This is a genomic window from Psychrobacillus sp. FSL K6-4046, assembly GCF_038624605.1.
GTDB lineage: Bacteria > Bacillota > Bacilli > Bacillales_A > Planococcaceae > Psychrobacillus.
In genome coordinates, this window is the sequence record NZ_CP152020.1 from 451,595 (window position 1) to 473,359 (window position 21,765).

The following is a 21,765-nucleotide window of genomic DNA, read 5'->3' on the forward strand; positions in this document are numbered from 1 at the left end:
CTTATGTAAAAATTATTCCCTAATTACATTGGAATACGCTTAAATTTTGAAAATATTAGAGTTAATGGAATTATTAGAATATGATATGATAGGAGAATAATTAGGGGGAGACATAGCTCATGACAAGATTAAAAATCTTACATACGAATGATATACATAGTCAATTTGATAATTATAAAAAGATCGTTTCTTTAATTCGAAAGCATCGAGATGAAAATACGATTGTATTAGATGGAGGAGATTTTGCAGATTTTAAAAGCATCGAGCTACAGGGGACTAGGGGGATAGCGGCCCTCGAGCTGCTAGAGGCTGGTGGTTATGATGCAATTACAATCGGTAACAACGAAATGTTCAACGGAGTCGATACGCTAGAACATATGGCTAGTAATAGCTCAATTCCTTTTATAAGTAACAATTTAGTGAAAAAAGATTTAACAGCTATAAAGGGAGTATGTAAGAGTACGATTCTAGAAAAGAACGGTTTGCGTCTCCTCATTACAGGCTCTTCCCCTGATATGGGAGTGTTTAACGAGGGTCTTGGCCTCTACATGAATGATTATACGGTTGCTATCAAGGAAGAGATTCAAAGAAACAAAGGGAAATATGACGTATGTATTCTGTTAAGCCACGTGGGCACATTTGCAGATGAACCGTTAGCCAATGAAATAGAGGAAATTGATATTATCATATCAGCTCATGACCATAAACTATTCACAGAAGCGAAGTTAATTAATAATACGATTATGAATAGTGCTGGTAACTATGGGGAGTACCTAGGAATAGTTGAAATAGAAGTGACAAGAGGAAAGGTCGACCTAATCCACTCACAGACTATATCAACGAAAGAAATACAAGAGGACCCTCAGGTTATTTCAGTTTTAAAAGTGAATAAAACAAAGGCAGTTAACGTATTAAGTCAACCGCTATATACCTTAGGGAATCCTCTTTGGCACGATGTAGTGGAGGAGAATCCTATTAGTAATCTGATTGCTGATGGATTGAAGGATATGCTAAAGGCAGACATTGGACTTATTAACAGTGGTATTTGTAATGCAGGTATCTTCCATGAGATGTCTAGAAAAAAACTAATAGAAATTTGTCCTTCTCCCTTGAATCCTACTCTTTTTGAGATTCAAGGAAAACATATTCAGGAAGCACTGCAATCATCCTTAGATGCCCAGGTTTGCTTAGCCGAAGGTCGAGGCCCAGGTTTTAGGGGGAGATTTGTGGGCAGATTACACGTGTCTGGACTAAAAATTGAGCACGATGGCAAACATATTAAAACTATCTATTTAAAAGAGATTCCAATGGAAGATGAAAAATGGTATTTAGTTGCAAGCTCCGACTATTTGCAAAGGGGATCAGGTTATCCTAGTCTGGCCATTAATCAAAACGAAACCTATTGGGCAGAAGAGATTAAGGATATCATTCAAATATATGGAGAAAAACCTGAGTTCATAAAATCTGCTTATCAAAATAGGTGGATGGAAGTAGCTAAAATAAGGGGATAAAATATGAAGCAAATGAAAATACGACAACGTGGTGTGACAATCGGAAAGTTACCAGTGGGCCCCAAAAATTGTATTACAGATGTAGAGGGTGTCCAAGTGGGCCATGTAACGCTAAATCATCAACTTCAAGAGGGTGAGCATGCTTGTACAGGAGTCACTGCTATACTTCCACATGGCGAAAACCTATTTCATCAAAAAGTTGTAGGAGCTAGCTATATATTAAATGGCTTTGGTAAAACAACTGGTCTAGTGCAGGTGGATGAGTTAGGGGTGATTGAGGCTCCTATTATGCTCACCAATACATTTGGCGTCCCAGCGGTCACTCAAGGTACTTTGGCGTATATGCTAAAAGAAAATCCCGATATCGGGGTCTCTACTGGGACAATTAATATTGTGGTCGGAGAGTGTAACGATGGTAGGCTAAATTCTATACGTGAACTTCCAGTAGAACCTAAACATGCAATAGAGGCAATCCAAAATGCTACTTCAGAGGCTTCTATAGAAGGAGCAGTTGGAGCTGGTAAAGGAATGATTTGTTTCGGTCACAAAGGAGGGATAGGATCATCCTCCAGGATAGTGTATGATACATCAAGCGATACCGCCTATACCATTGGGTGCATGGTGGTAAGTAACTTTGGAAAGAAAGAAGAGTTCCAGGCAGAACGGTATAAAGCAAAGGATGATAGTTCCGTGCCGTCGTATCCTACACCTGCAGATGGCTCCATAATAATTGTTTTAGCAACAGATGTACCTCTAGGAAATAGTCAGCTCAAGCGAGTGGCCAAGCGTTGTGGTATTGGCTTAGGAAGGACAGGGAGTCACTTTAGCAATGGAAGTGGCGATATTGTTATTGCATTTTCAACTGCTCATAAAATACCACATGTCTCTGAAAACAGCGTGGAACCAAGGAGTGTCCTAAGGGATGATCATGCTGTCATGAATGATCTGTTCCAAGCTGCAGCAGAAGTGACAGAGGAGGCGATTGTAAACTCCTTATCTCAAGCCGTTACTACAAAAGGACGTCTGGGTGAGACAGCGTACGCCTATCCATTTGAATAAAAGAAAAAGCGAAAGGAATCGAGGTAAATGGCTCGGTTCCTTTCACTCTTTAACATGTAAACAATTTGGGTTATTTAAACTCTAGTTTTACTTTGCCTTCTTCTAGAGCAAGCTTTGCATCAAACTTTTGACCATTTTCAGCTTCAAACCCCTTGATAGTGTTTGTTATTCCTTTTGTACAAAGCAGCTTGATTTGACTAGGCGTAATTTTTTTCTTTAAGAAAAATCCATTAAATGTTTGAGTACACCCATTTTTATAATTGGTACAGCCGTAAAAATTTTTACGTGCTACAATGGAGCCTTGTCCACATTTAGGGCATGGAGCAATCGGTTCCTGCTTAAACTTTGCATATTTCGAACTTGGTTCTCTTGGAGGAAGCTTGATCGTAATGTTTTTGGTTTTAAGTTGGGTAGGTGTTTCATTAATCAGGCTATAGATAAACTTAGCTATGCTACCAAGAAAACGATCTTGAGAGCCTTCACCATTTCCTATTTTCCGTAGATAGTTTTCCCATTTAGCAGTCATAGAAGGGCTGGAGAGAAGGTTTCCTTCAATAGCCTGACAAAGAACACGCCCTTTATCAGTAATAGAAACAATATTTTTGGTTACCTTTATATAGTTATGTCTTTTTAAGGTTTCAATAATCCCACTTCTCGTGGCCTCGGTTCCTAGACCTTCTACTTCCTTTAAAATCTCCGTTTCATCTTTATCTTCTATTAGCTTACCGCAGGTTTTCATCATTGCGATTAATTGACCCTCTGTATATGGTTTTGGAGGAGTTGTCTTGCCTTCTTTAATTTCAATCTTACTTGCTACTGATTCCTGCTCGGTTAAAGGAGGAAGCGTTGGTTCTTCTTTTTCCTTTTCATTAGATGACTGAATAAAAAGAGCCTTCCAGCCTTTGTCGACCTCTGTTTTGCCGGTTGTAAAGAATAGCAATCCGTTTACCTCAGTGGTAACCTTTGTTTCTGTATAAAGATAGTCCGTATGAAACATCCCGAGCGTCGTACGAATAATTTCCTCGTAAAGATTTCTCTCTATCGGTGACAGTCTGGCAAGTACAGATTGAGATGGAATCTTTTTAGTTGGGATAATAGCATAATGCTCCTGTACCTTTGAGCTATCCACATAACGTTTTTTTGGAGAGCGAGAGGCTATTGGGAACGGTTTATTGATTAGTTTTTGGTACTCCTCCACTTGTCCGACGATATAAGCAAACTCATTTGGAGTAATGTGACGAGAATCAGTTCTAGGATAAGTGACTAACTTTTTTTCATATAGTCCCTGCATCGTTTTTAACACATCTGCTGGACTGATTTTCCACAATCTATTAGCTGTAGCCTGTAATGTCGATAATGAATGTAGCTGTGGCGGTGGAATTCTCTTGTCCTGTTTTACTACAGAGGTAATCACACCTGGCGAATTAGGCTGAATATCATGCTTAGCTAAAAGCGCTCGAATAATTTCCCTTTTAGGCTCTTTTGCTTTTGCTTTTCCCTTATAGCTTCCATGCTCTGCAGTAAATAATGCTTCTATTTCATAAAAGGGCTCTGAAACAAAGTTCTCGATCTCCATATGACGCTGATAAATCAAATATAGTGTAGGGGATTGAACGCGTCCTATGGGAAATACGTCTTGTATGCCTTGTTCTTTTAATAAAAGGGAGTATAGGCGAGAAGCATTCATACCAACAAGCCAATCACTGATTTGTCTAGCTTTTGCCTCTTCATACATGAGTAAGTCCTTTTGATTGTTCTGCAGGTTAGTAAAACCTTTACGAACTTCATCTACTTCTAGTGAGTTAATCCATAAACGTTTAATCGTTTTCCCTCTAGCGCCTGTTTGGTTATAAATACTATAAAAGATATTAGAGCCTTCGCGGTCAACATCGCATGCATTAATGACTGTATCGGTAGATTTGATGAGTTTTTTCACTATCGTAAATTGCTTTGCTTTCCCTTTAGCTACTTGAAATTCATAGCGTTCAGGTAATATCGGAAGGCTAGCGAGTGACCATCTATTCCACTTAGGATCGTATGCTTTAGGTTCCTTCAATTCTACTAGATGCCCAATTCCCCAAGTAATAAAAGCTCCTTCGGGAAAGATAGGTGAGGGGAGAATTTCAATATAGCCTTCATGGCGTTTTACTGAAAAAGCGTCTGCATATGCCTTCGCTTGACTTGGCTTCTCAGCGAGTATGACTGGTTTCACATTTTCACCTCTTCAAGATTCATATATTTATTGTGCATTAAATTGGAGTAAAATACAAAGGGCTAACGTATCTTAAATTTTCAGTTGGGAGAAAGTTTAATTGAGGTTGTTGATATTCTTTAACATTAACCTAATGAATTTTGCTATAATTATGAAAATTAATATGGAGCTAGGATTGACTACTCACTTGAGGGAATGGTAGTGGGGGGTTTTGATTAAGAAAAAGTTGGGGTTTTTGTTGCTTCAGCTATTTTTGAAGCTTCCTGAAAGAATGGGATAATATTGAGTGATTCAAGTAATTTTAAAGGATATTCTATTAGAGATTTTCAATTTTGGAGAATAGTAGGGAGCCTGGGCTTAGCGTCCATGTTTATATTCGGTTCTATGTATTCAGTTCAACCAATACTTCCGATGTTTACGAAGGAGTTTGACGTTAAGGTTTCTTACTCTAGTATGATGATGTCCTTAACAACAGTTGGTCTTATAATTGGTTTAATCGTTTTAGGTTTTTTCTCTGATCGGATTGGCAGAACTAATTTCGTTAGATTTTCTATAATTGGCTCGGTGATACCTTTTTTTCTTATGACTCTTTCGGATAATTTTGTGTGGATTATTATTTTACGATTTATCCAGGGCTTCCTACTTGCTGGAGTGCCAGCTGCAGCATTAGCCTATATAAGTGAGGAAATAGATAGGAAATTTTTGAGTGTAGCAACCGCCCTATATATATCCTGTAATGCTTTAGGAGGAATGATAGGGCGCGTCGTGACAGGTTATGCAACAGAGCATTTCTCTTGGGAAATAGCTTTTTATATTTTAGCGGTTAGTGGCATATTTGTTTTTATATTAGTGTTGGTTACTTTACCTAACTCAAGAAATTTCCAGCCTCAGGAAGCGAGCTTTAGAAATGATCTAGATGGCTTTGCTTATCATTTTAAAAATCCTTCCCTGCTGTTAATGTTCGGATTGGGAATTGTGCTTCAGCTTTCTTTTACTGGAATTTGGACATATATACCATTCCATCTGACTAATTCACCTTTTTCACTTTCAATTGATGCTGTTTCAAATATATTTTTCGCATATGGGCTTGGGGTAATTGGCTCCCCGTTAGCCAGCTGGATGGCAGGAAAAATAGGACAAAGAAAGGTCCTCATATCTGGAGTTTTTATGCTGAGTATGGGTATTTTACTTACAAACAGTAGTTCAGTTTGGATGATTGTAGTTGGCTTATGTGTAGTGTGCTTAGGGTTTTTTACAGCCCATTCCTTGGCTGCGTCCTCCGTTAGTAGAGAAGCGAGTCATCATAAAGGGAGTGCCTCCAGTCTATATCTCGTTTCCTACTATATAGGGGTAGGGGTGGGAAGCACCTTATTAGGACCGCTATGGGAGCGACTTGGATGGAGTGGACTTGTAACATTTACAGCCATAGTTCCTGTGATTTATGTAGTTTTTGTAATGCTCATACAATATTGGAACACTAAAAAACAGCCCCTTGTCTAACAAGGGGCTGTTTCTACTTCTTATTTAGGATCATGAGCAATAATTACTAATTTACCTTGATCTAATTCTTTTTCTGCAGCTTCTGCTTCTTGAGTGGTTAATCCTGCACCGCTCATTTTAGCTCGTAGTTCATCTCCACGTGAAGAGAACATATTCTTCATTGATTGAAGGAATCCCATCTCCTTCACTCCAACATCAGAAGTATCTAATGCGTCATTTACGTCGTCTGCACGATCTTTTGAATGTGCAAAAATATGAATATGGTCTTTATGGTACCCTTGAGTTTCTAATCGTTCGATTTCTTGCTTAGCCTGTACGGCATTTTCTACAGTTAATTTGACTGTCATATAAAATCCCTCCAGTATTTGTTCTCCTTCATACTTTACCCGTCCTGAATAAATTTAAACTAAATACAAAACGTATTATGTGAAACAATAAATGGTATTTGTTATGATGAAAGAAAAATAGAATGGAAGTTGCCGGATGGAAAACCAATCTAAACGAATAGAAAGTTTTAAGACTGCAATGGGAAATTACCCGACAGGAGTAACCGTGGTAACTGCTTTAGATCAACAAGGTAAGCCGATGGGAATGACTGTTAACTCCTTTGCCTCTGTCTCTTTGGATCCATTACTTGTTCTCTGGTCTATTGATAAAAAAGCGTTCTTATATGAAGAGTTTTTAAAAGCGGACAAGTTTGTAGTGAACATATTAGCAGAGGATCAAAGTGACCTTTGTAATTTGTTCGCCAGCCGAGTGGAAGATCGTTTTTCTGGCTGTGAATGGCGAGCATCCGAATTAAATCAGCCGATATTAGCAAATAGTCTTTCTGTTTTAGAATGTACATTATTTAAACAAGTAGACGCTGGAGACCATACTATATTAATAGGAGAAGTTAAGGATATAAAGAATGAGGAAAAAAATCCTTTACTATACCACCGTCGCTTTGTCGGGGCTATTCCTAAAGAATTTTATAAATAAGTATTCGATGGCTAGGGAAGAAATAAATACGATATGTTAAAGGTAAAGTTAGTTATACAATACACATAAAAATGAGTTAGGATATTTTTTTCCTGACTCATTTTTTTATTAAGCTTTGTTAAAGTTATTGGTTGATTTTGACTAACCATTCTTTTTTATAGTGACTGTAAGCATACACAAAGGAACTTTCAAATGGCTATTAAGAACATAAATAGATGATGAAATTGGGATTGGGTACAGTTTTTCGGCTTTGTTTATGCGAGTATATTTATTAGCACTTATCGTTGCATTAAAGCTGTTCCCATTTATTGATTGGAGCGCCAGACGGCGACTCCTACGGGATGACATAGCTATCAAGTTAAGAAGTTTATAAAAACCCTCGAGGTTGGTATAGAAAACTAACCAACAGGAGGTGCTTCACATGAAAAAAACAGATTTAGACGAATGGAAACTCTTAATGGAACAATTGTATAAACTATTTTCCCCAGATAAGTTGGATTGTTGGGCCAAAGAATCAGGATGGATCAAACGAAAACGAAAGCTTGATGCGTATTCATTTCTCCACATCCTTCTTTATCATTGCGGAAACCTGGCCGGCAGTTCGCTACGCGAGCTCAGCCTGTCATTAGAAGAAACCTGTCATATTTCTATGACTCCAGAGGCAATAAACCAACGTTTAAATAAAGAATTAATTGTATTTCTAAAAAAGTGTTTGGAACATTTTATACAAGTGGAGTTAAATTATCAGTTGCCGATCAGTGACGAACTACGAAAATTTTGTGAGAGGATCCGTATAATAGACGCGACCATCCATTCCCTTCCTTCGGATTTGAAGGAGACTTTTCCTGGCGTCTATCGAGCCGAATTAAAATGCCAACTGGAGTATGAATTCCTGACAGGACAGTTCATATTGGCTGACTGGATGAACGGAAAGGAAAACGATTCTCTATATGGGAAGAATCGATTAGAGACGGTCTCACCTGGCGATTTATTTCTACAAGACTTGGGTTATTTCCATCTACCCACCTTCCAAAAAATTGATGAGTCCGGGGGCTATTTCGTCTCTAGAGTTCGACCAGATTGTTCTATCTATACAGGGAATCCCAACCCTCGTTACCATGCCGATGGCAGGGTCGTCAAATCCTCTTTTTATCAGAAGGAATCTTTGGCAGAGCACCTGGAACAAATGGAGCGTGGCTCCGTAAGGGAATGGGAGGAAGTTTATGTGGGGTATGACTATAAATTCCCTACCCGTTTAATTTTGTATCGCCATACAGAGGAACAAGATAAAAGTGATCAGTATAAACGTAAACATTCACGTTACCAGACAAAGGAGCACGTAAGAGCGCTAGATGGGGCGACGATTATTATGACAAACCTCCCGGATACTATCCCAGCTGAGAAAGTGATGGACCTTTACCGATTGCGCTGGCAGATCGAGTTATTGTTTAAAGGATGGAAATCTAATTTCCCGACCACTTTTTATAAACAGATAAAGGAAGAACGTGTCCTATGTCATTTTTTCGCTCATTTATTATTGTTTCTAATCACAACTACAACAACTTATCAGGCACGTTTATTCTTGCTAGAGAAATCTAGAATAGAGATAAGCATTCAAAAGGGCATCTCAGTTGCACTACGCTTTATTCGCTTGATGTTTGAAAGCATAAAAAAATACACCAAGCTTACCAATGGGGTACTGAAAAGGTTTCATGGTGCTCTTTGTAAACATGCATTGAAAACAAAAGGGCCACCTGAAAAGGATCCATTGATTATACTCGGTGCAAATTACAGTTAGTATTCTATGCCCTGTATAGAAAGAAATTAAACTTACATTTTTTGGTTAAACCAAAAAGTGTTAATTTCATATGGTCTAATTTTCAAAAATACCAGTTCATATGAGAGTGAATGACGTAAATTTTTCTTAACTTGATAGCTATGCTACGGGATGAGTGAGACAGATAAGACATCACAACCACGCGCGCTAGCGATGGGTGATGGCTTATCGCTCACCCCGAGGAAAGCGTCCGGCTGGGGCGGAAATCAATTCTACTCTCTGATTTAATATTTCTTTGCATCCTAAATCAACCATAACCTTTAACATAGCCTTTTATTATTGTTTTTTACTAAAGCCCCCATTACTTTACGTGCATCTTTTTTATCAATTCTTCTATTCCACTCATTAAACGCCCCATCGAATTCTACCAGCGCATGATTGAAGGATTTCGAACGCTGCATTTTGCAATCTTTGTGGGATTCCTGCTAAAACAGCGCGCATTGCCTCCCAGTGAAAAGCAAGTAGATTCTTTATTCCACATTACTTAAGAGTTTTAGTTCCCTGTAACTTTTAGGATGCCCCTTTATTTTGGTGAATTAAAAGATAAAATTATTTATAGAAATAAATTCTGACAGAACAGAGCATTTAAAGACAGGTATTTAAAGTGAAATAAATTTACTATTTAAATAAGGAGGAAATAGCATGTCAACTTGGTTAGAATCGTTACAAAAAGCAATTAACTTTATCGAAGAAAACTTATTAGAAGAAATTTCGATAGAGGGCATTGCAAAGGAAGCAAACTCTTCTGCATACAATTTTCAACGAGCATTTGGATTATTAACAGAAACCTCAGTAGGTGAATATATTCGACGGAGAAGATTGACTTTGGCAGCAGATGAGTTAAAAAGAACAGACAGTAAGATTATCGACCTTGCATTTAAGTACGGCTATGATACTCCCGAGGCTTTTTCAAAAGCCTTTAGGCGTCAGCATGAGGTTTCACCAAGTGACGCTAGAAAAAATATTGGCAAGATCAAATCATATAACCGCCTCGTGATAGAGGTGAGATTGAAAGGGGCAGAACCAATGAAATATCAAATCGTAGAACGTGAAGGCTTTCAAGCAATAGGTATAAAAAAAGAATTTTTACTTGAGAATGAGGGAAATTTAATCGGAATTCCTAAAATGTGGGATGAATTAAATGGGGATGGCACTACTGACAAGCTAGTACAAATTAATAATGGACAAATTAAAGGAATGCTCGGTATTTGTGTAGAAAAACCTCATGAGAAAATTGACTATTGGGTTGCTACAGAATATGCAGGTGACGTTAAAGAAGGATTTGAAGTAATCGAACTTCCAGCTTCTAAATGGGGTGTTTTTGAAGTACATGGTCCAATGCCTGATGCAATGACAAAAGTTTGGAAACAAATTTTCTCTGAATGGTTCCCTGCTAACGGATATCAACATGCAGGAACTCCAGAGTTCGAAAGGTATACAGAGGATGATCCATTCAGTCCAGATTGCTATTCAGAAATTTGGATTCCATTAAAATAATTTGAAATAGAGGTCCCATTCGTCGACGCCAAAACGACTAGTGGGATTTTTGAATGGAGGCAAGATATACTTTCTTCTTCGGCCCAACAACTATACAGTTCAAAAAAATCATCTTAATCAATTTAACTGCTCACAATTTTACACAGTTCAATTAGTTTATCTTTTGATTCGTACATGTTTTTTTGTTCATATATTCCGAAATCTTTATTCCCCAGTCACTTTTTTTCACATCTCGAAGGTTATACTTGTTAATCAATTATTTAAGTACATTTTTTAAGGCTTCCTCAATATCTGTTTCTAGGTCATTATTGGATAAATCATATAGTGTACCTGAACCTTCAGAATAACCACCAAAGTAATACCACAATCGAATTGTATCTGCATAAAAATCATATCCCCAAATTTTGGACTATCTTAATCTATCGCTATTTGAGAACGATACTCTTTTCTACTCGCAAGCTGTATCAATAATAAAGTTTGTGAGGTCTTTTGGACTACTAAATATAATCATTAAATAACATTTGTGAGAAATTACTCAATTGAAAATTTTAAATTGTCTAATCTTCTATAAATTGGGTATATAAATGGTAAAATTATATTATTTGTAAACAAAAATAAAATAATGGAAAAAGTTAGGGGGATTAAAATGAGCTTAACTATACATAACGGCGAGTATGACTCTAAACAAGCCTTTGATCAAATAAAAGATTTTTTTAACGTTTTAAAAGCAAATGTTGTTCGCTCTCGTACGACAATTACTGCTGTTTTTTTATCGGCTTCTTTTAAAAGGTTAGGATTTCAGCAAGAGGATTTAACATCCTATCTTGGAAGCAAAATTAGAAAAACTGATTTTCTTTTTGAGCTTAAGGAGCCTCATAAATGGTGTATCATACTATCCCAAAGTGGCGAGGAGGAAGCGCAAGCCTTTCTTAATAGGTTGTTTGCAGACACTAACATTGTCTCTTCTCTGACTCTATCGGCAACTATTATAGAGATAGGGAACAATCGCGTAGAGTTTGAGGAATTATTAGAGGTTGGAAACAGAGCTATAGATGAGGTCGTTAGTACTGGAAGTCCCTTTGAAGTAACATACATATCACAATTTAAAGAAAAAGACATAGAAAAAATTAAGGTTAGTATTCTAGAGGAAAATGAAATATTTCGGAATGTCCTAAGTTCTTCCATGGAAAATATGAATGTTGATATGTTCGAATTAGAGATAAAAGCTTTCTCTAATGGGTATGATTTTTTAGCATCTAATTGGTATCGTTCTAGCCATACACATATCATCATTATGAACGATATTTTACCTAGAAAAAATGGGCTCGAAGTTTTGCATATGGTTAAACAGCTCCCTAATGAACAACGCTTTATAACGTACATGATGACCAAGAAGAAATCGGAGGAGGACATGCTCTATGCCTACGAAATAGGAGTAGATGAGTATTTGATAAAACCATTTAATATTAGACTTTTTGAGGCACAGATAAGAAGGACTTTCGAAAGGTTATGGCTATGATTCAAATTTCCATTAAATTTGTCCTCCTACTGATCTGTCTATTAACATTGTTACTCGTTTCTATCGGTCTTTACTTAATTATAAAGAGAGTCAAAGAAGTAAAGATAAAAGCGAAAATAGCATCTTATGTCAGCAAGCATGAAGAGAATTGGCGTTGCTACTTAATAGAAGGGGTACCCTTTAATCCGGAGGTCATTCCTAAAAGTAGAGAAGAGATAATAGGCATAGAAGTAATATTTTCGACCTACTTAAAGAATCTCTCTAACGAATCCATTCAAGAGAAAATTAGTCAATTTTCTAATGAATACTTAAAGGACTTCTATTTGAATCTTCTGCAAAGTAAAAGCTGGAGTAAACGAATGAATGCTATGTTTCATATAGAAGATTTCAAGATTGATTCTCTTGAAAAAGATTGCGAAAAGCTCGGGAAAAAGAGGATTTCAAGAGAAGAATACTTTCAGCTTTTGAAAATCTATTCGCTATTTAATAAGAATTTATTTTTACAGCATATCCTGATCAGTAATGTTCAACTGTCAGAATATGAGTATAAAAAACTACTTTTAAATCTTCCGGCAGAGCTTTTGGATACCTTAACCGATAAAATTACAGATTTACCTAAAACATGCCGCTATGCCTTAATTGATACCTTGGGGCTTAAAAGAGATATAGAGTATTTGCCTCATCTAGAAGTACAACTACAGCAAGAGGATATTGAGATTCGAATAAAATCCCTTAGGGCGATCTATGAGATTGGATTTATTAATAATCCAGAAAATTATTTAGCTTTTGTGAAATCTCCAGTTTGGGAGGAAAGGCTAATGGTAGCTAAATTGTTTCAGCTTTTACCACTTTCTTATACGCTCCCTCATTTAGAAATACTTTTAGAGGATGAATCGTGGTGGGTCCGCTCTCAGGCTGCTAAAACAATGATGAGGGATAAAAGCGGCAGGACTAGCCTAGAAGAGTATATAGAGCATTCAAGTGATCGGTATGCAATTGATATGGCCAATGAGGCACTAGGGAAAGGACTTAAACCATAATGGGCTTAGCCAATATTTTAGATTATATACTTTTGTTTTTTGCCGGAATCATATTGTTTTATATGGTCATCGTTATTTTAACGTATAGTATTATGCTTTTCATGGCTTTCCATCAGCTAAAAAAGCAATCCAAACTCGATAAGGATGAATTAGACGATGATTATATAGATGTGATTTATTCAAAGCCCGTCTCGATTATTGTCCCAGCTTACAACGAAGAAGCAGGTGTGATTGATAGCATCCATTCTCTTTTAAGTCTGCGATATCCACAAACAGAATTAATTGTAGTAAATGATGGGTCTACCGATGCCACTCAGCAGAAGGTAATTGAACAATTTAAAATGAAAAAGATAACAAAAATTATACGAGATCAGCTGTCTACAGAGCCTATAATCGATATTTATCAATCAGTTATACACCCCAACTTACTGTTGGTAAATAAAAAAAATGGAGGAAAGGCTGACGCTTTAAATGCAGGCATTAATGTCTCGAGATACCCTTACTTTTGCTCTATTGATGGAGATTCTATCCTAGAAGAGACTTCTTTGCTTCGGGTGATGAAACCTATTATTTTATCTAACGGTGAAGTTATCGCAACGGGAGGTAATATTCGAATAGCAAATGGATCAGATATTCAATTAGGATCTATATTTAAAACTGGTCTATCGAATAACTTCTTAGTTGTGATGCAGGTTGTAGAATATTTAAGAGCTTTTCTTATGGGAAGAATTGCACTTAGTAAATTTAATTTAGTACTGATTATATCTGGAGCCTTTAGCGTTTTCTCCAAGCAATGGGTCATAGAGGCGGGTGGATATTCCAAGCATAATATTGGAGAAGATATGGAGCTGGTCGTTAAAATTCACCGCCTACTTAAAGAAAAAAAATTAAAGAAACGCATTGAATTTGTGCCTGATCCGGTTTGCTGGACGGAGGCTCCTCAAGACCTATCAACGTTAAGGAAGCAAAGAAGAAGATGGCACCAGGGGTTAATAACAAGCTTATGGAAGCATAGAAAAATGACCTTTAATCCAAAGTACGGAGGAATCGGTATGATTTCTTTTCCTTACTTCTGGATTGTAGAATGCTTGGGACCTGTTATTGAATTGGGAGGATATATTTATATTGTTATTGCATTCTTTTTAGGAGATATCTATTACGAGATTGCTATACTTCTTGCGCTGTTATTTGTTGTTTATGGAGCCATTTTTTCAGCGTTATCCATATTATTAGAAGCATGGAGTACAAATGCATTCCCGAAAGTTCGAGATGTATTTAGGTTAATCATTGTATCCCTTTCGGAAATATTTTGGTACAAGCCGTTAACGTTATTTTGGAGATGTGAAGGGCTGCTCCATTTTATACTAGGTAAAAACGTATGGGGAACTATGAAGCGTAAAGGCTTATCGCAGAAAGGATAGTGGAGATGAAACGATTTTATTTAGTTTGTATTGCTATCCTCTGTATTTTACTTCTACCAATTATGCTGTGGTTTTTAGAACCAAATGAAAAGGTGAGTATAGCCATTATTGATAAGACAGTATCAGATGATTCTTACCGAGAGCATTTAGGACTCACTTGGTTACTCAATCATTTAAAATATACGAATGGTGATGAAGCATATGATGCATCATCCGATTACTTTGGGTTTACGCCAAATAATAAGGAAAAAATACGGGCATTGCCTGATGACTATTCGAATTATGATGTCATTTACTTGGCTGATACTTACGGTGTTCATGAGGGTAGTAGCGAAGCTTATGGCGGACTGGAGAAAGAAGAGTGGAACAATATTCTAAAGAGATTAAATGATCGAGACAAAAGCTTGTTAATCGCGGAATTTAATACTTTTGCCTATCCTACTGAACCTCCAGTTAGAGAGAGTGTGGAAAATTATTTAGGACTCCAGTGGACTGGCTGGACAGGAAGATATTTTGAAGATTTGGATCCAACTAGCAATGAAGAGATTCCAAATCGGGTGATTGACTCTGTAGAAGATTGGAGCTACACCGGAGAAGGATTTGTGTTAGTAAACGACAAAAATGATGTCATTGTTTTAGAAAGTGATCAGCATTTTGGCGAAAAAGGAATTCAAGTATCCTTTACGAAGGATGGAAAAGCCAAATTTGATCTCGAGAAAAGTGCGGATTACAAATATTGGTTTGACATAGTAGTGCCGCAAGAGGGAACAAAGGTTTTAGCTAATTATCAATGGGATATAACAGAGGCGGGTAAGAGTTTACTTGAGGAGTATTCAATCCCAACAGAATTTGCTGCAGTTTTGGCAAGAGAACAGTCAAATTCATCTAGTTATTATTTTGCAGGTGATTTCAATGATATAGCAAAGGTTCCTGCTTTTTATCAGCTGAAGGGGCTAGCAAACATCTATCAATTTGCTGAGAGATTTGCTGATAATGCTTTTTACTGGTCTACGTATGCTCCTATGATGAAGGTAATATTGGAAGACTTCCATACAAGTGAGGGGACCAACATGGAAGATGGCTTGGGCTATAACGCTAGAGTAAAAGGCGAAACATTTGAAGTGTATGAGAATGACCAGTGGAAGCCCTTAACCATTAAAGGGGTAAACATCGGCATGGGAAAACCAGGCTATTTTCCCGGTGAAGCAGCTATTACCGAGGAAGAATATTATCGCTGGTTCAAACAAATAGGGGAGATGCACGCTAACATGGTGCGCGTTTATACATTACATCCTCCCGGCTTTTATAATGCCTTGAAACGCTATAACGAGGAACAGGAAAATAAAATTTATGTTCTTCATGGCGTTTGGATCAATGAAGAAAAGCTGGAGGAATCATTAGACGCTTTTGAGGAAGAAAATTTGAAAGATTTTCAAACGGAAATGAAGACAATTGTCGATGTTATCCATGGAAACAAAATAGTCAAAGAAAGGCCAGGGCATGCTTCGGGTGTTTACAACGCTGATGTGTCTGAGTATATCGCAGGATGGGTTCTAGGCATCGAATGGTACCCTTACATGGTACTAAATACAAATGAAAAGCACAGCTCCATAGGAGAGTATGACGGTACATATTTTGAGACGAAGGGGGCAAGGCCCTTTGAATATTGGTTGGCAGAGCAAATGGATACTATCGTTAAGTATGAAAAAGAGAGCTATAACTGGGTAAGACCAATGAGCTTTACCAACTGGGTGACAACGGATATTTTAGAGCATCCCGCAGAGCCAGCTGAACAGGAGGATCTGGTAGGTGTAGATCCTAACGTCATCTACACAAAAAATGAAATGAAGCTAACTGAGCAATTCGCTTCCTACCATGTCTACCCCTATTATCCTGACTTCTTTAATTATGAGGAGTCCTATCAAAAATTTGTAGATCACCGTGGAGAATTTAATAGCTATGCTGCTTACTTAAAAGAGCTACACGAGGTGCATCGTATGCCAATACTAATTGCGGAATTTGGAGTGCCAGGTTCTAGGGGGCTAACGCATAAAAATCCATTTGGTTGGAATCAAGGTTTTCATTCCGAAGAGGAGCAGGGTAAAATAATTAGCCGTCTATTTGAAGATATTATGGCAGAAAAGCTCTTAGGAGGCTTAGTTTTCACCTGGCAAGATGAATGGTTTAAGCGTACGTGGAATACCGTGGACTATGATAATCCAGATAGACGCCCTTACTGGTCCAATGCGCAAACTAATGAGCAACAGTTTGGTCTATTGAGCTTTGATCGCCATAAGATTAGAGTCGATGGGAAAACAGAGGAATGGAAGGGGAAGCCTATCTATGAAAAGAAAGACGGAAGTATACGATCTTTATATGTAGACCATGATGAAAGATATTTATATATAAGATTAGATTATGATACGTCATTTACAGGATACCCTATGTTTCTTCTAGATGTCGTTCCGAATCAAGGAAATACTAAGTTTGAAGGCTTGCCTAATATATCTTTTACGAACGGGATAGACTTTATAGTAAATTTAAAGCAAAGTGAATCTCGTTTACTAGTGGATCAATATTACGACTTTTTCTCCTATCAATATGGTCATGTATTAAACTTACTAAAGCCAAAGCCAGCAACTCCTTCTTTGGATAGCGGGAAATTTGTAAAAGAGCAATATGCCTTAAATAAGGAACTATACTTGCCGCAACAAAAAACAACGCTTCCCTTTGAATCCTATGAAGCAGGAAAGCTAAAACGGGGAAATGGAAATCCAGAAGCTAGTGATTATAATTCACTAGCGGATTATTACATAGCCGATGGTAAAATCGAGCTTAGAATTCCTTGGCTATTACTACGTGCCAAAGACCCTAGTCAAAAAGAGTTCATGGGGGATTTATACAAGGACGGAATAGAGGCAAGCAAGTTTGTAGATGAAATATTTGTAGGTGCCTTGTTACTGAATGAGCAAGACATTCTTCAGGATACGTTTCCCTCCATGGAAACAAGTGTTTTACCAAAGCTAAGCAGCTATACTTGGGATAAGTGGGATTTACCTGAATACGAAGAGCGCTTAAAAGAGTCTTATACCATCGTACAAGATCTATTTGGTCGATATAAATAATTTAGTAAAGACGTGAAACCTTATTGATTTCACGTCTCAGAGTGTAGACAAAAGGGGTGGAAAAACGATTTCCAACCCTTTTGCTATTATCACAGTTTACATTTCTGGAAAAAGAGCTAACTCAGCTCTCGATTTTGTTTGTTTTACGCCATTTTTGGCGTTTTCCAGGTCCAGCTGGCCAACTTCTTAAGATTTAAGGCAGCAAAAGAAAGAAGTCTTCTTTTGTCATTGGTCGTTTGTACGGAAGTGCAGGAAGGATATGATTCTCTAAAAGGAAATTCGCAATAGCTGGTGTCTTGTAGGCTCATCAGCGGCAACAACGACTTGGCGTCCTACCTGTGTCGATACTAGGTCTCCCTATTGTCGAATAAAGGTTTTCAACCAGGGGGTAGATAAAGGAAAAATTAATTGCCGCATCTAACTTACGAACAAGATGGTCTTGTGGTACCAACTGTTTAATAGTCAAGATTTCTAATTGTTCGAGTTCATTGGTTTGATTTTTCGTCATCATATCCCTACCTCATTCATTTTACAGGAGGCTCCGTTGATTGAAGCGAAGAACGGCGACTCCAGCGGGAACAGCGCGAGCTGAAGACCCTGGACTGAGCGCAGCGAGGGAAGCGGCTGAAGCCGTGCCCGCGGAAAGCGTCCGTTCGTAGCGGAAATCAACTCTTCCTCGCGTTACTTCTATTTTAAAAGACGTGAAATCTTATATTGATTTCACGTCTTTTAAATTACTGACTAGTTATTTACCAGCGTCTTATTCATCGCAAACTCACTTATTCAAAATCGAGCTTGTAATCCTGGGATTTAATCATTTTAAGTTTACGTGAGAATAAGTATATCAATCCTACATTTAATGCAATCGGAAGAATAAGAAAGGTACTAAGCATAATAGTTATATTCTTAAGGTTCCAACCTCCTTCGGCTAGATTAATATAATTTAGTGGACCTACGAGACCAGATAGGCCAAAGCCTGCACTCATGGGAGTACCCTGTATATTTAAGACACCTGCTAATCCTCCCAATATGGCGGCACTAATAACCATCGGAAAAACAATTTTTGGCTTCATAAAAAAGTTACGCATTTGGATTTTAGGGGAACCGAGTACATGTGCTAATGCAGTCCCTAAATTATTTGCTTTGTAGCTTGCAATTGCCAATCCGACCCCGGTTGCCACTATCCCTAAGTTGGCTGCACCTGAACCGACTCCAGAGAGCATGATAACAGTCGCAACACCGACCGTCGAAATAGGCGATAAAATAATTAGACAGAATGCCACAGCAATTACTGCGCCCATCACTACCGGCTGTAAGGTAGTCAAATAAGCAATTCCTTCTCCTAATAAGCCAGTAGACTTCTTCATGAATGGCAATAAAAGATAACCGACCATTCCTGGAATCATAATAGTAAGTGTTGGTATGAGAAGAATTGCATAGGCTTTTAGTTTATCTCCAATCATTGTCACAAATAATACTGCTAAAGCTGCCGTAACTCCTGTATTAAGAACAACCCCGATCCCATTCAATGCAAAAAGACCGTCAGCAGTTTTCATGACTGCCCCACTACCTACCATTGCTGCTAACCCAACGCTAGCTGTCTGAATAGGGGTTAGTTTGAAAGTAATACCTACCATAATCCCGATTAAAATAGAAAGCATACTCATTAAGTAAACGGTTATATCAAATAATGGCTGTAAAAACGGAAAATGTGGTATTAATAGTTTTAATATCTCTCCAAGTAAAGCATTTGGTATGAGAGCTACAACAATTCCAATGCTCATCCCAGTGAGTAATTTACTCATAAATTCTTTCATTTCTCTTTCCTCCATCCTTACAGATTGGTGTTAATTATAAAAACTATTCAGAATAGGGTCAATACACTTTATTACTTTAAAGTGATATATAACAAAAGTTAATCATTTTATTGTCATTTTTTAATAATAAAATGATATATATAAAAATCCCCTAAACAGTAGTTCAGGAGATTAAGGTCTTTCCGTATAGTTAATATTTATTGATTCACATAAAACAACTTAAATAGAATTTCTCTTTGAGGAACCTCTAATTCCTCAAACTTTTTCAGAAAGGCTTTTTTATTATATTTTACATGACGGATTAATATAGATGGTTCTTTAGAGGAAGCATCTATAATTGCAAAAGGAGCTGTAGTATCTTTTGACACCCCCAAAGCACCAGGGTTTAAGTAGATTTGTTTTTCATTTGAAAAAAGATGCTGTGGATGATGGTGACCAAAGCAGATAATATCTGCGGGATAGGTAGAATACATTTTCTCCATATTTTCTAAAGTGCCTTCTAAGATACTATGAAAAGGTTCGTCCTTAATATGAGCACATCTTTTTTCTTCTTCGATATGATAATGGATGCCGAGTATACGAATACCATTTAAATTTTTTTCCAGTACACGTGGGAGGCTTGTAAGTCTTTCAACATTTTTCTGGCTTAACTGATTAGCAATCCATGAATGATGTTCGAACGTATGGCTATAGCTTTCCGGATGACCCTCCCCTTTTTTGAGCGAAAGTATGGCTTCATCATGGTTGCCTGTAATCATTTGGATCTCTGGTCGAGAAAATAATAAATCTAATACTTCGTTCGTATCAGGACCCATGGCAATCATATCACCAAGGCACCAAATCTCATCAATATCCTGTTGTCTATCAATTTCCTCTAAAACTGCCTTTAAGGCAAGTTCATTTCCATGGATATCTGTAATTATGGCAAGTTTCATAGCTATAATCTCCTATATTTGATTGGATTTTTCCTTCTTTTTTATTATAGCAAATGGTTGGAAAAGGAAAATCTACACTTATAAAAAATAAAATAAATTGAATCTAAATAGTTAACAAAAACATGTTAAAATAAGTATATTCCAAAAATTTACTGAATATTTAAGTAATGTAATTGTGAAGGAGGTAGGGCTCATTGAAATCTAATTTAATCATATTAGGGGTAAATCATGCTTATCAGCTCGTTTCAAGAGATTGTCAACCTGCCGTTTATCGCGCATTTTTTGATAGAGTAAATCCAGATTTAATAGGGATTCAAAGAACCCCTGAAAAATATGCGCGTATGGATCTACAGGAATATGCTTACGAGCAAAAAGAAATAATATTACCTTATGCGCTTCAAAAAGGCGTACCTATTTTTCCGTTTGATTGGAATGCATCTTCGAATGATCAACTATTAGCATACGGTATAAATGATAGTGATCAGCCAGCCTTTTTTAGAGGAGAAAACTCCCTCAAGAAATTCGCTTTTTTCTCTAATTTACAGGAAGATTTCTTTTACTCAGAACGCAAAGAAGTTATAAAACAAAATAATGAATGGATACAAACGAAATCATCAGGGGAAAAAGATTTTGCGAGACGATTATTTCAGTATAGAACATATATGCAAGCGATGAGTATTAAGTCAATTGCTGAGAGTCATCCAGGAAAGACTATACTAATCATAGTTGAGTATAAGCACAAGATAGATATTGAAAGTATATTATCCAATAACTCTTTCATGGAAATTATACAGCCATCTAAATTTGGTTATCCAACTAATGAGGAAATTAGTCAGCACAAAGAAATTAAAGACGCTTACGCAGTATGTTCCTTTAATATACTAGGTTTGCAGGCTAATCATGAAATAGATATGAAATGGGTAGAAGAAAATCTAGATACGTTAAGAGAACATGAGTATACAAGTGAAGTAAAGCTGTTAGAAGTTAAGCTAGAGCTTTTAAAGGGAACAATCACTGATACCGAAGCTATTAAAAGATATATTGAGCTAGAGAAGGGGTTAAATTACTACCAACGATTTACCTACACAGGTGTAAAAGATAAATCTAGGATTGACTCTTATTTCGATCCTTTTGGCAATTTATCGGTAAAAAATAGATTACGAGTTGAACTTGGTAAGAGTTTTTATAACATAAAGCAGCAAGACAAGGTTCAGGTCTTAAAAGAAGAGATACTTAGTATGAGTAGCTTAACCATCTTCCAGGAAAAGCAGCTTGAAGCTTATTGGAATATGTATATTTCCACGGTTTAAA

At 37.1% G+C, this 21,765-nt stretch carries 15 protein-coding genes and 1 pseudogene; 11 read left to right on the forward strand and 5 right to left on the reverse strand.

What is annotated here, in order from left to right; genetic code table 11:
* The first annotated feature begins 119 nt into the window (after window positions 1-119).
* Together MKY09_RS02255 and MKY09_RS02260 are read left to right on the forward strand one after the other, a co-directional pair.
* A complete protein-coding gene (locus MKY09_RS02255; RefSeq protein WP_342567465.1) occupies window positions 120-1,511 on the forward strand; it encodes a 5'-nucleotidase C-terminal domain-containing protein in 1,392 nt (463 codons plus the stop codon).
* A 12-nt stretch (window positions 1,512-1,523) separates the two neighbouring features.
* The gene (locus MKY09_RS02260) at window positions 1,524-2,570 is read left to right on the forward strand and encodes a P1 family peptidase (protein ID WP_342568206.1); all 1,047 of its coding nucleotides are present in this window, start codon (window positions 1,524-1,526) and stop codon (window positions 2,568-2,570) included.
* Between the two features lie 70 nt (window positions 2,571-2,640).
* Here the strand turns inward: MKY09_RS02260 and MKY09_RS02265 are convergent, their stop codons facing one another.
* A complete protein-coding gene (locus MKY09_RS02265) occupies window positions 2,641-4,782 on the reverse strand; it encodes a DNA topoisomerase 3 (protein WP_342567466.1) in 2,142 nt (713 codons plus the stop codon).
* Window positions 4,783-5,064: 282 nt separating this feature from the next.
* Between MKY09_RS02265 and MKY09_RS02270 the strand changes: the two genes are divergently transcribed.
* Window positions 5,065-6,282, forward strand: coding sequence for an MFS transporter (locus MKY09_RS02270; RefSeq protein WP_342567467.1), 1,218 nt, complete (start codon window positions 5,065-5,067; stop codon window positions 6,280-6,282).
* Window positions 6,283-6,302: 20 nt separating this feature from the next.
* Here the strand turns inward: MKY09_RS02270 and MKY09_RS02275 are convergent, their stop codons facing one another.
* Window positions 6,303-6,629, reverse strand: a complete 327-nt coding sequence (locus MKY09_RS02275; protein ID WP_169359058.1) for a general stress protein — start codon at window positions 6,627-6,629, stop codon at window positions 6,303-6,305.
* A 136-nt stretch (window positions 6,630-6,765) separates the two neighbouring features.
* Between MKY09_RS02275 and MKY09_RS02280 the strand changes: the two genes are divergently transcribed.
* The 7 genes from MKY09_RS02280 (at window position 6,766) to MKY09_RS02310 (ending at window position 17,702) form a co-directional block, all read left to right on the forward strand.
* Window positions 6,766-7,263, forward strand: a complete 498-nt coding sequence (locus tag MKY09_RS02280; protein WP_169359057.1) for a flavin reductase family protein — start codon at window positions 6,766-6,768, stop codon at window positions 7,261-7,263.
* Window positions 7,264-7,684: 421 nt separating this feature from the next.
* Complete coding sequence (locus MKY09_RS02285; RefSeq protein ID WP_169360310.1) at window positions 7,685-9,061, forward strand: IS4 family transposase; 1,377 nt, start codon at window positions 7,685-7,687, stop codon at window positions 9,059-9,061.
* 681 nt (window positions 9,062-9,742) lie between these two features.
* Entirely contained in the window at window positions 9,743-10,597 is an 855-nt protein-coding gene (locus tag MKY09_RS02290) for a GyrI-like domain-containing protein (RefSeq protein WP_342567468.1), read from the forward strand.
* 646 nt (window positions 10,598-11,243) lie between these two features.
* Window positions 11,244-12,116 (forward strand): response regulator, encoded by an 873-nt coding sequence (locus MKY09_RS02295; RefSeq protein ID WP_342567469.1) that lies wholly within the window; start codon window positions 11,244-11,246, stop codon window positions 12,114-12,116.
* The gene (locus tag MKY09_RS02300; protein WP_342567470.1) at window positions 12,107-13,156 is read left to right on the forward strand and encodes a HEAT repeat domain-containing protein; all 1,050 of its coding nucleotides are present in this window, start codon (window positions 12,107-12,109) and stop codon (window positions 13,154-13,156) included. The genes MKY09_RS02295 and MKY09_RS02300 overlap by 10 nt, the downstream gene beginning before the upstream one ends.
* The gene (locus tag MKY09_RS02305; protein ID WP_342567471.1) at window positions 13,156-14,577 is read left to right on the forward strand and encodes a glycosyltransferase; all 1,422 of its coding nucleotides are present in this window, start codon (window positions 13,156-13,158) and stop codon (window positions 14,575-14,577) included. Before MKY09_RS02300 ends, MKY09_RS02305 begins: the two co-directional genes overlap by 1 nt.
* Window positions 14,578-14,582: 5 nt before the next feature.
* Window positions 14,583-17,702: a hypothetical protein gene (locus MKY09_RS02310; protein WP_342567472.1), complete on the forward strand. Its 3,120-nt coding sequence runs from the start codon at window positions 14,583-14,585 to the stop codon at window positions 17,700-17,702.
* Window positions 17,703-18,042: 340 nt separating this feature from the next.
* On the opposite strand, the pseudogene MKY09_RS02315 reads toward MKY09_RS02310, so the two are convergent.
* The 3 genes and pseudogenes from MKY09_RS02315 to MKY09_RS02325 form a co-directional block, all read right to left on the reverse strand.
* Window positions 18,043-18,213 (reverse strand): annotated as a pseudogene (locus MKY09_RS02315) (IS5/IS1182 family transposase); the annotation flags it as partial.
* Between the two features lie 268 nt (window positions 18,214-18,481).
* Complete coding sequence (locus MKY09_RS02320; protein WP_342567473.1) at window positions 18,482-19,519, reverse strand: PTS sugar transporter subunit IIC; 1,038 nt, start codon at window positions 19,517-19,519, stop codon at window positions 18,482-18,484.
* A 197-nt stretch (window positions 19,520-19,716) separates the two neighbouring features.
* Window positions 19,717-20,454 (reverse strand): metallophosphoesterase family protein, encoded by a 738-nt coding sequence (locus MKY09_RS02325; protein WP_342567474.1) that lies wholly within the window; start codon window positions 20,452-20,454, stop codon window positions 19,717-19,719.
* A 194-nt stretch (window positions 20,455-20,648) separates the two neighbouring features.
* Between MKY09_RS02325 and MKY09_RS02330 the strand changes: the two genes are divergently transcribed.
* Window positions 20,649-21,764, forward strand: a complete 1,116-nt coding sequence (locus tag MKY09_RS02330; RefSeq protein WP_342567475.1) for a hypothetical protein — start codon at window positions 20,649-20,651, stop codon at window positions 21,762-21,764.
* Window position 21,765: the final 1 nt, after the last annotated feature.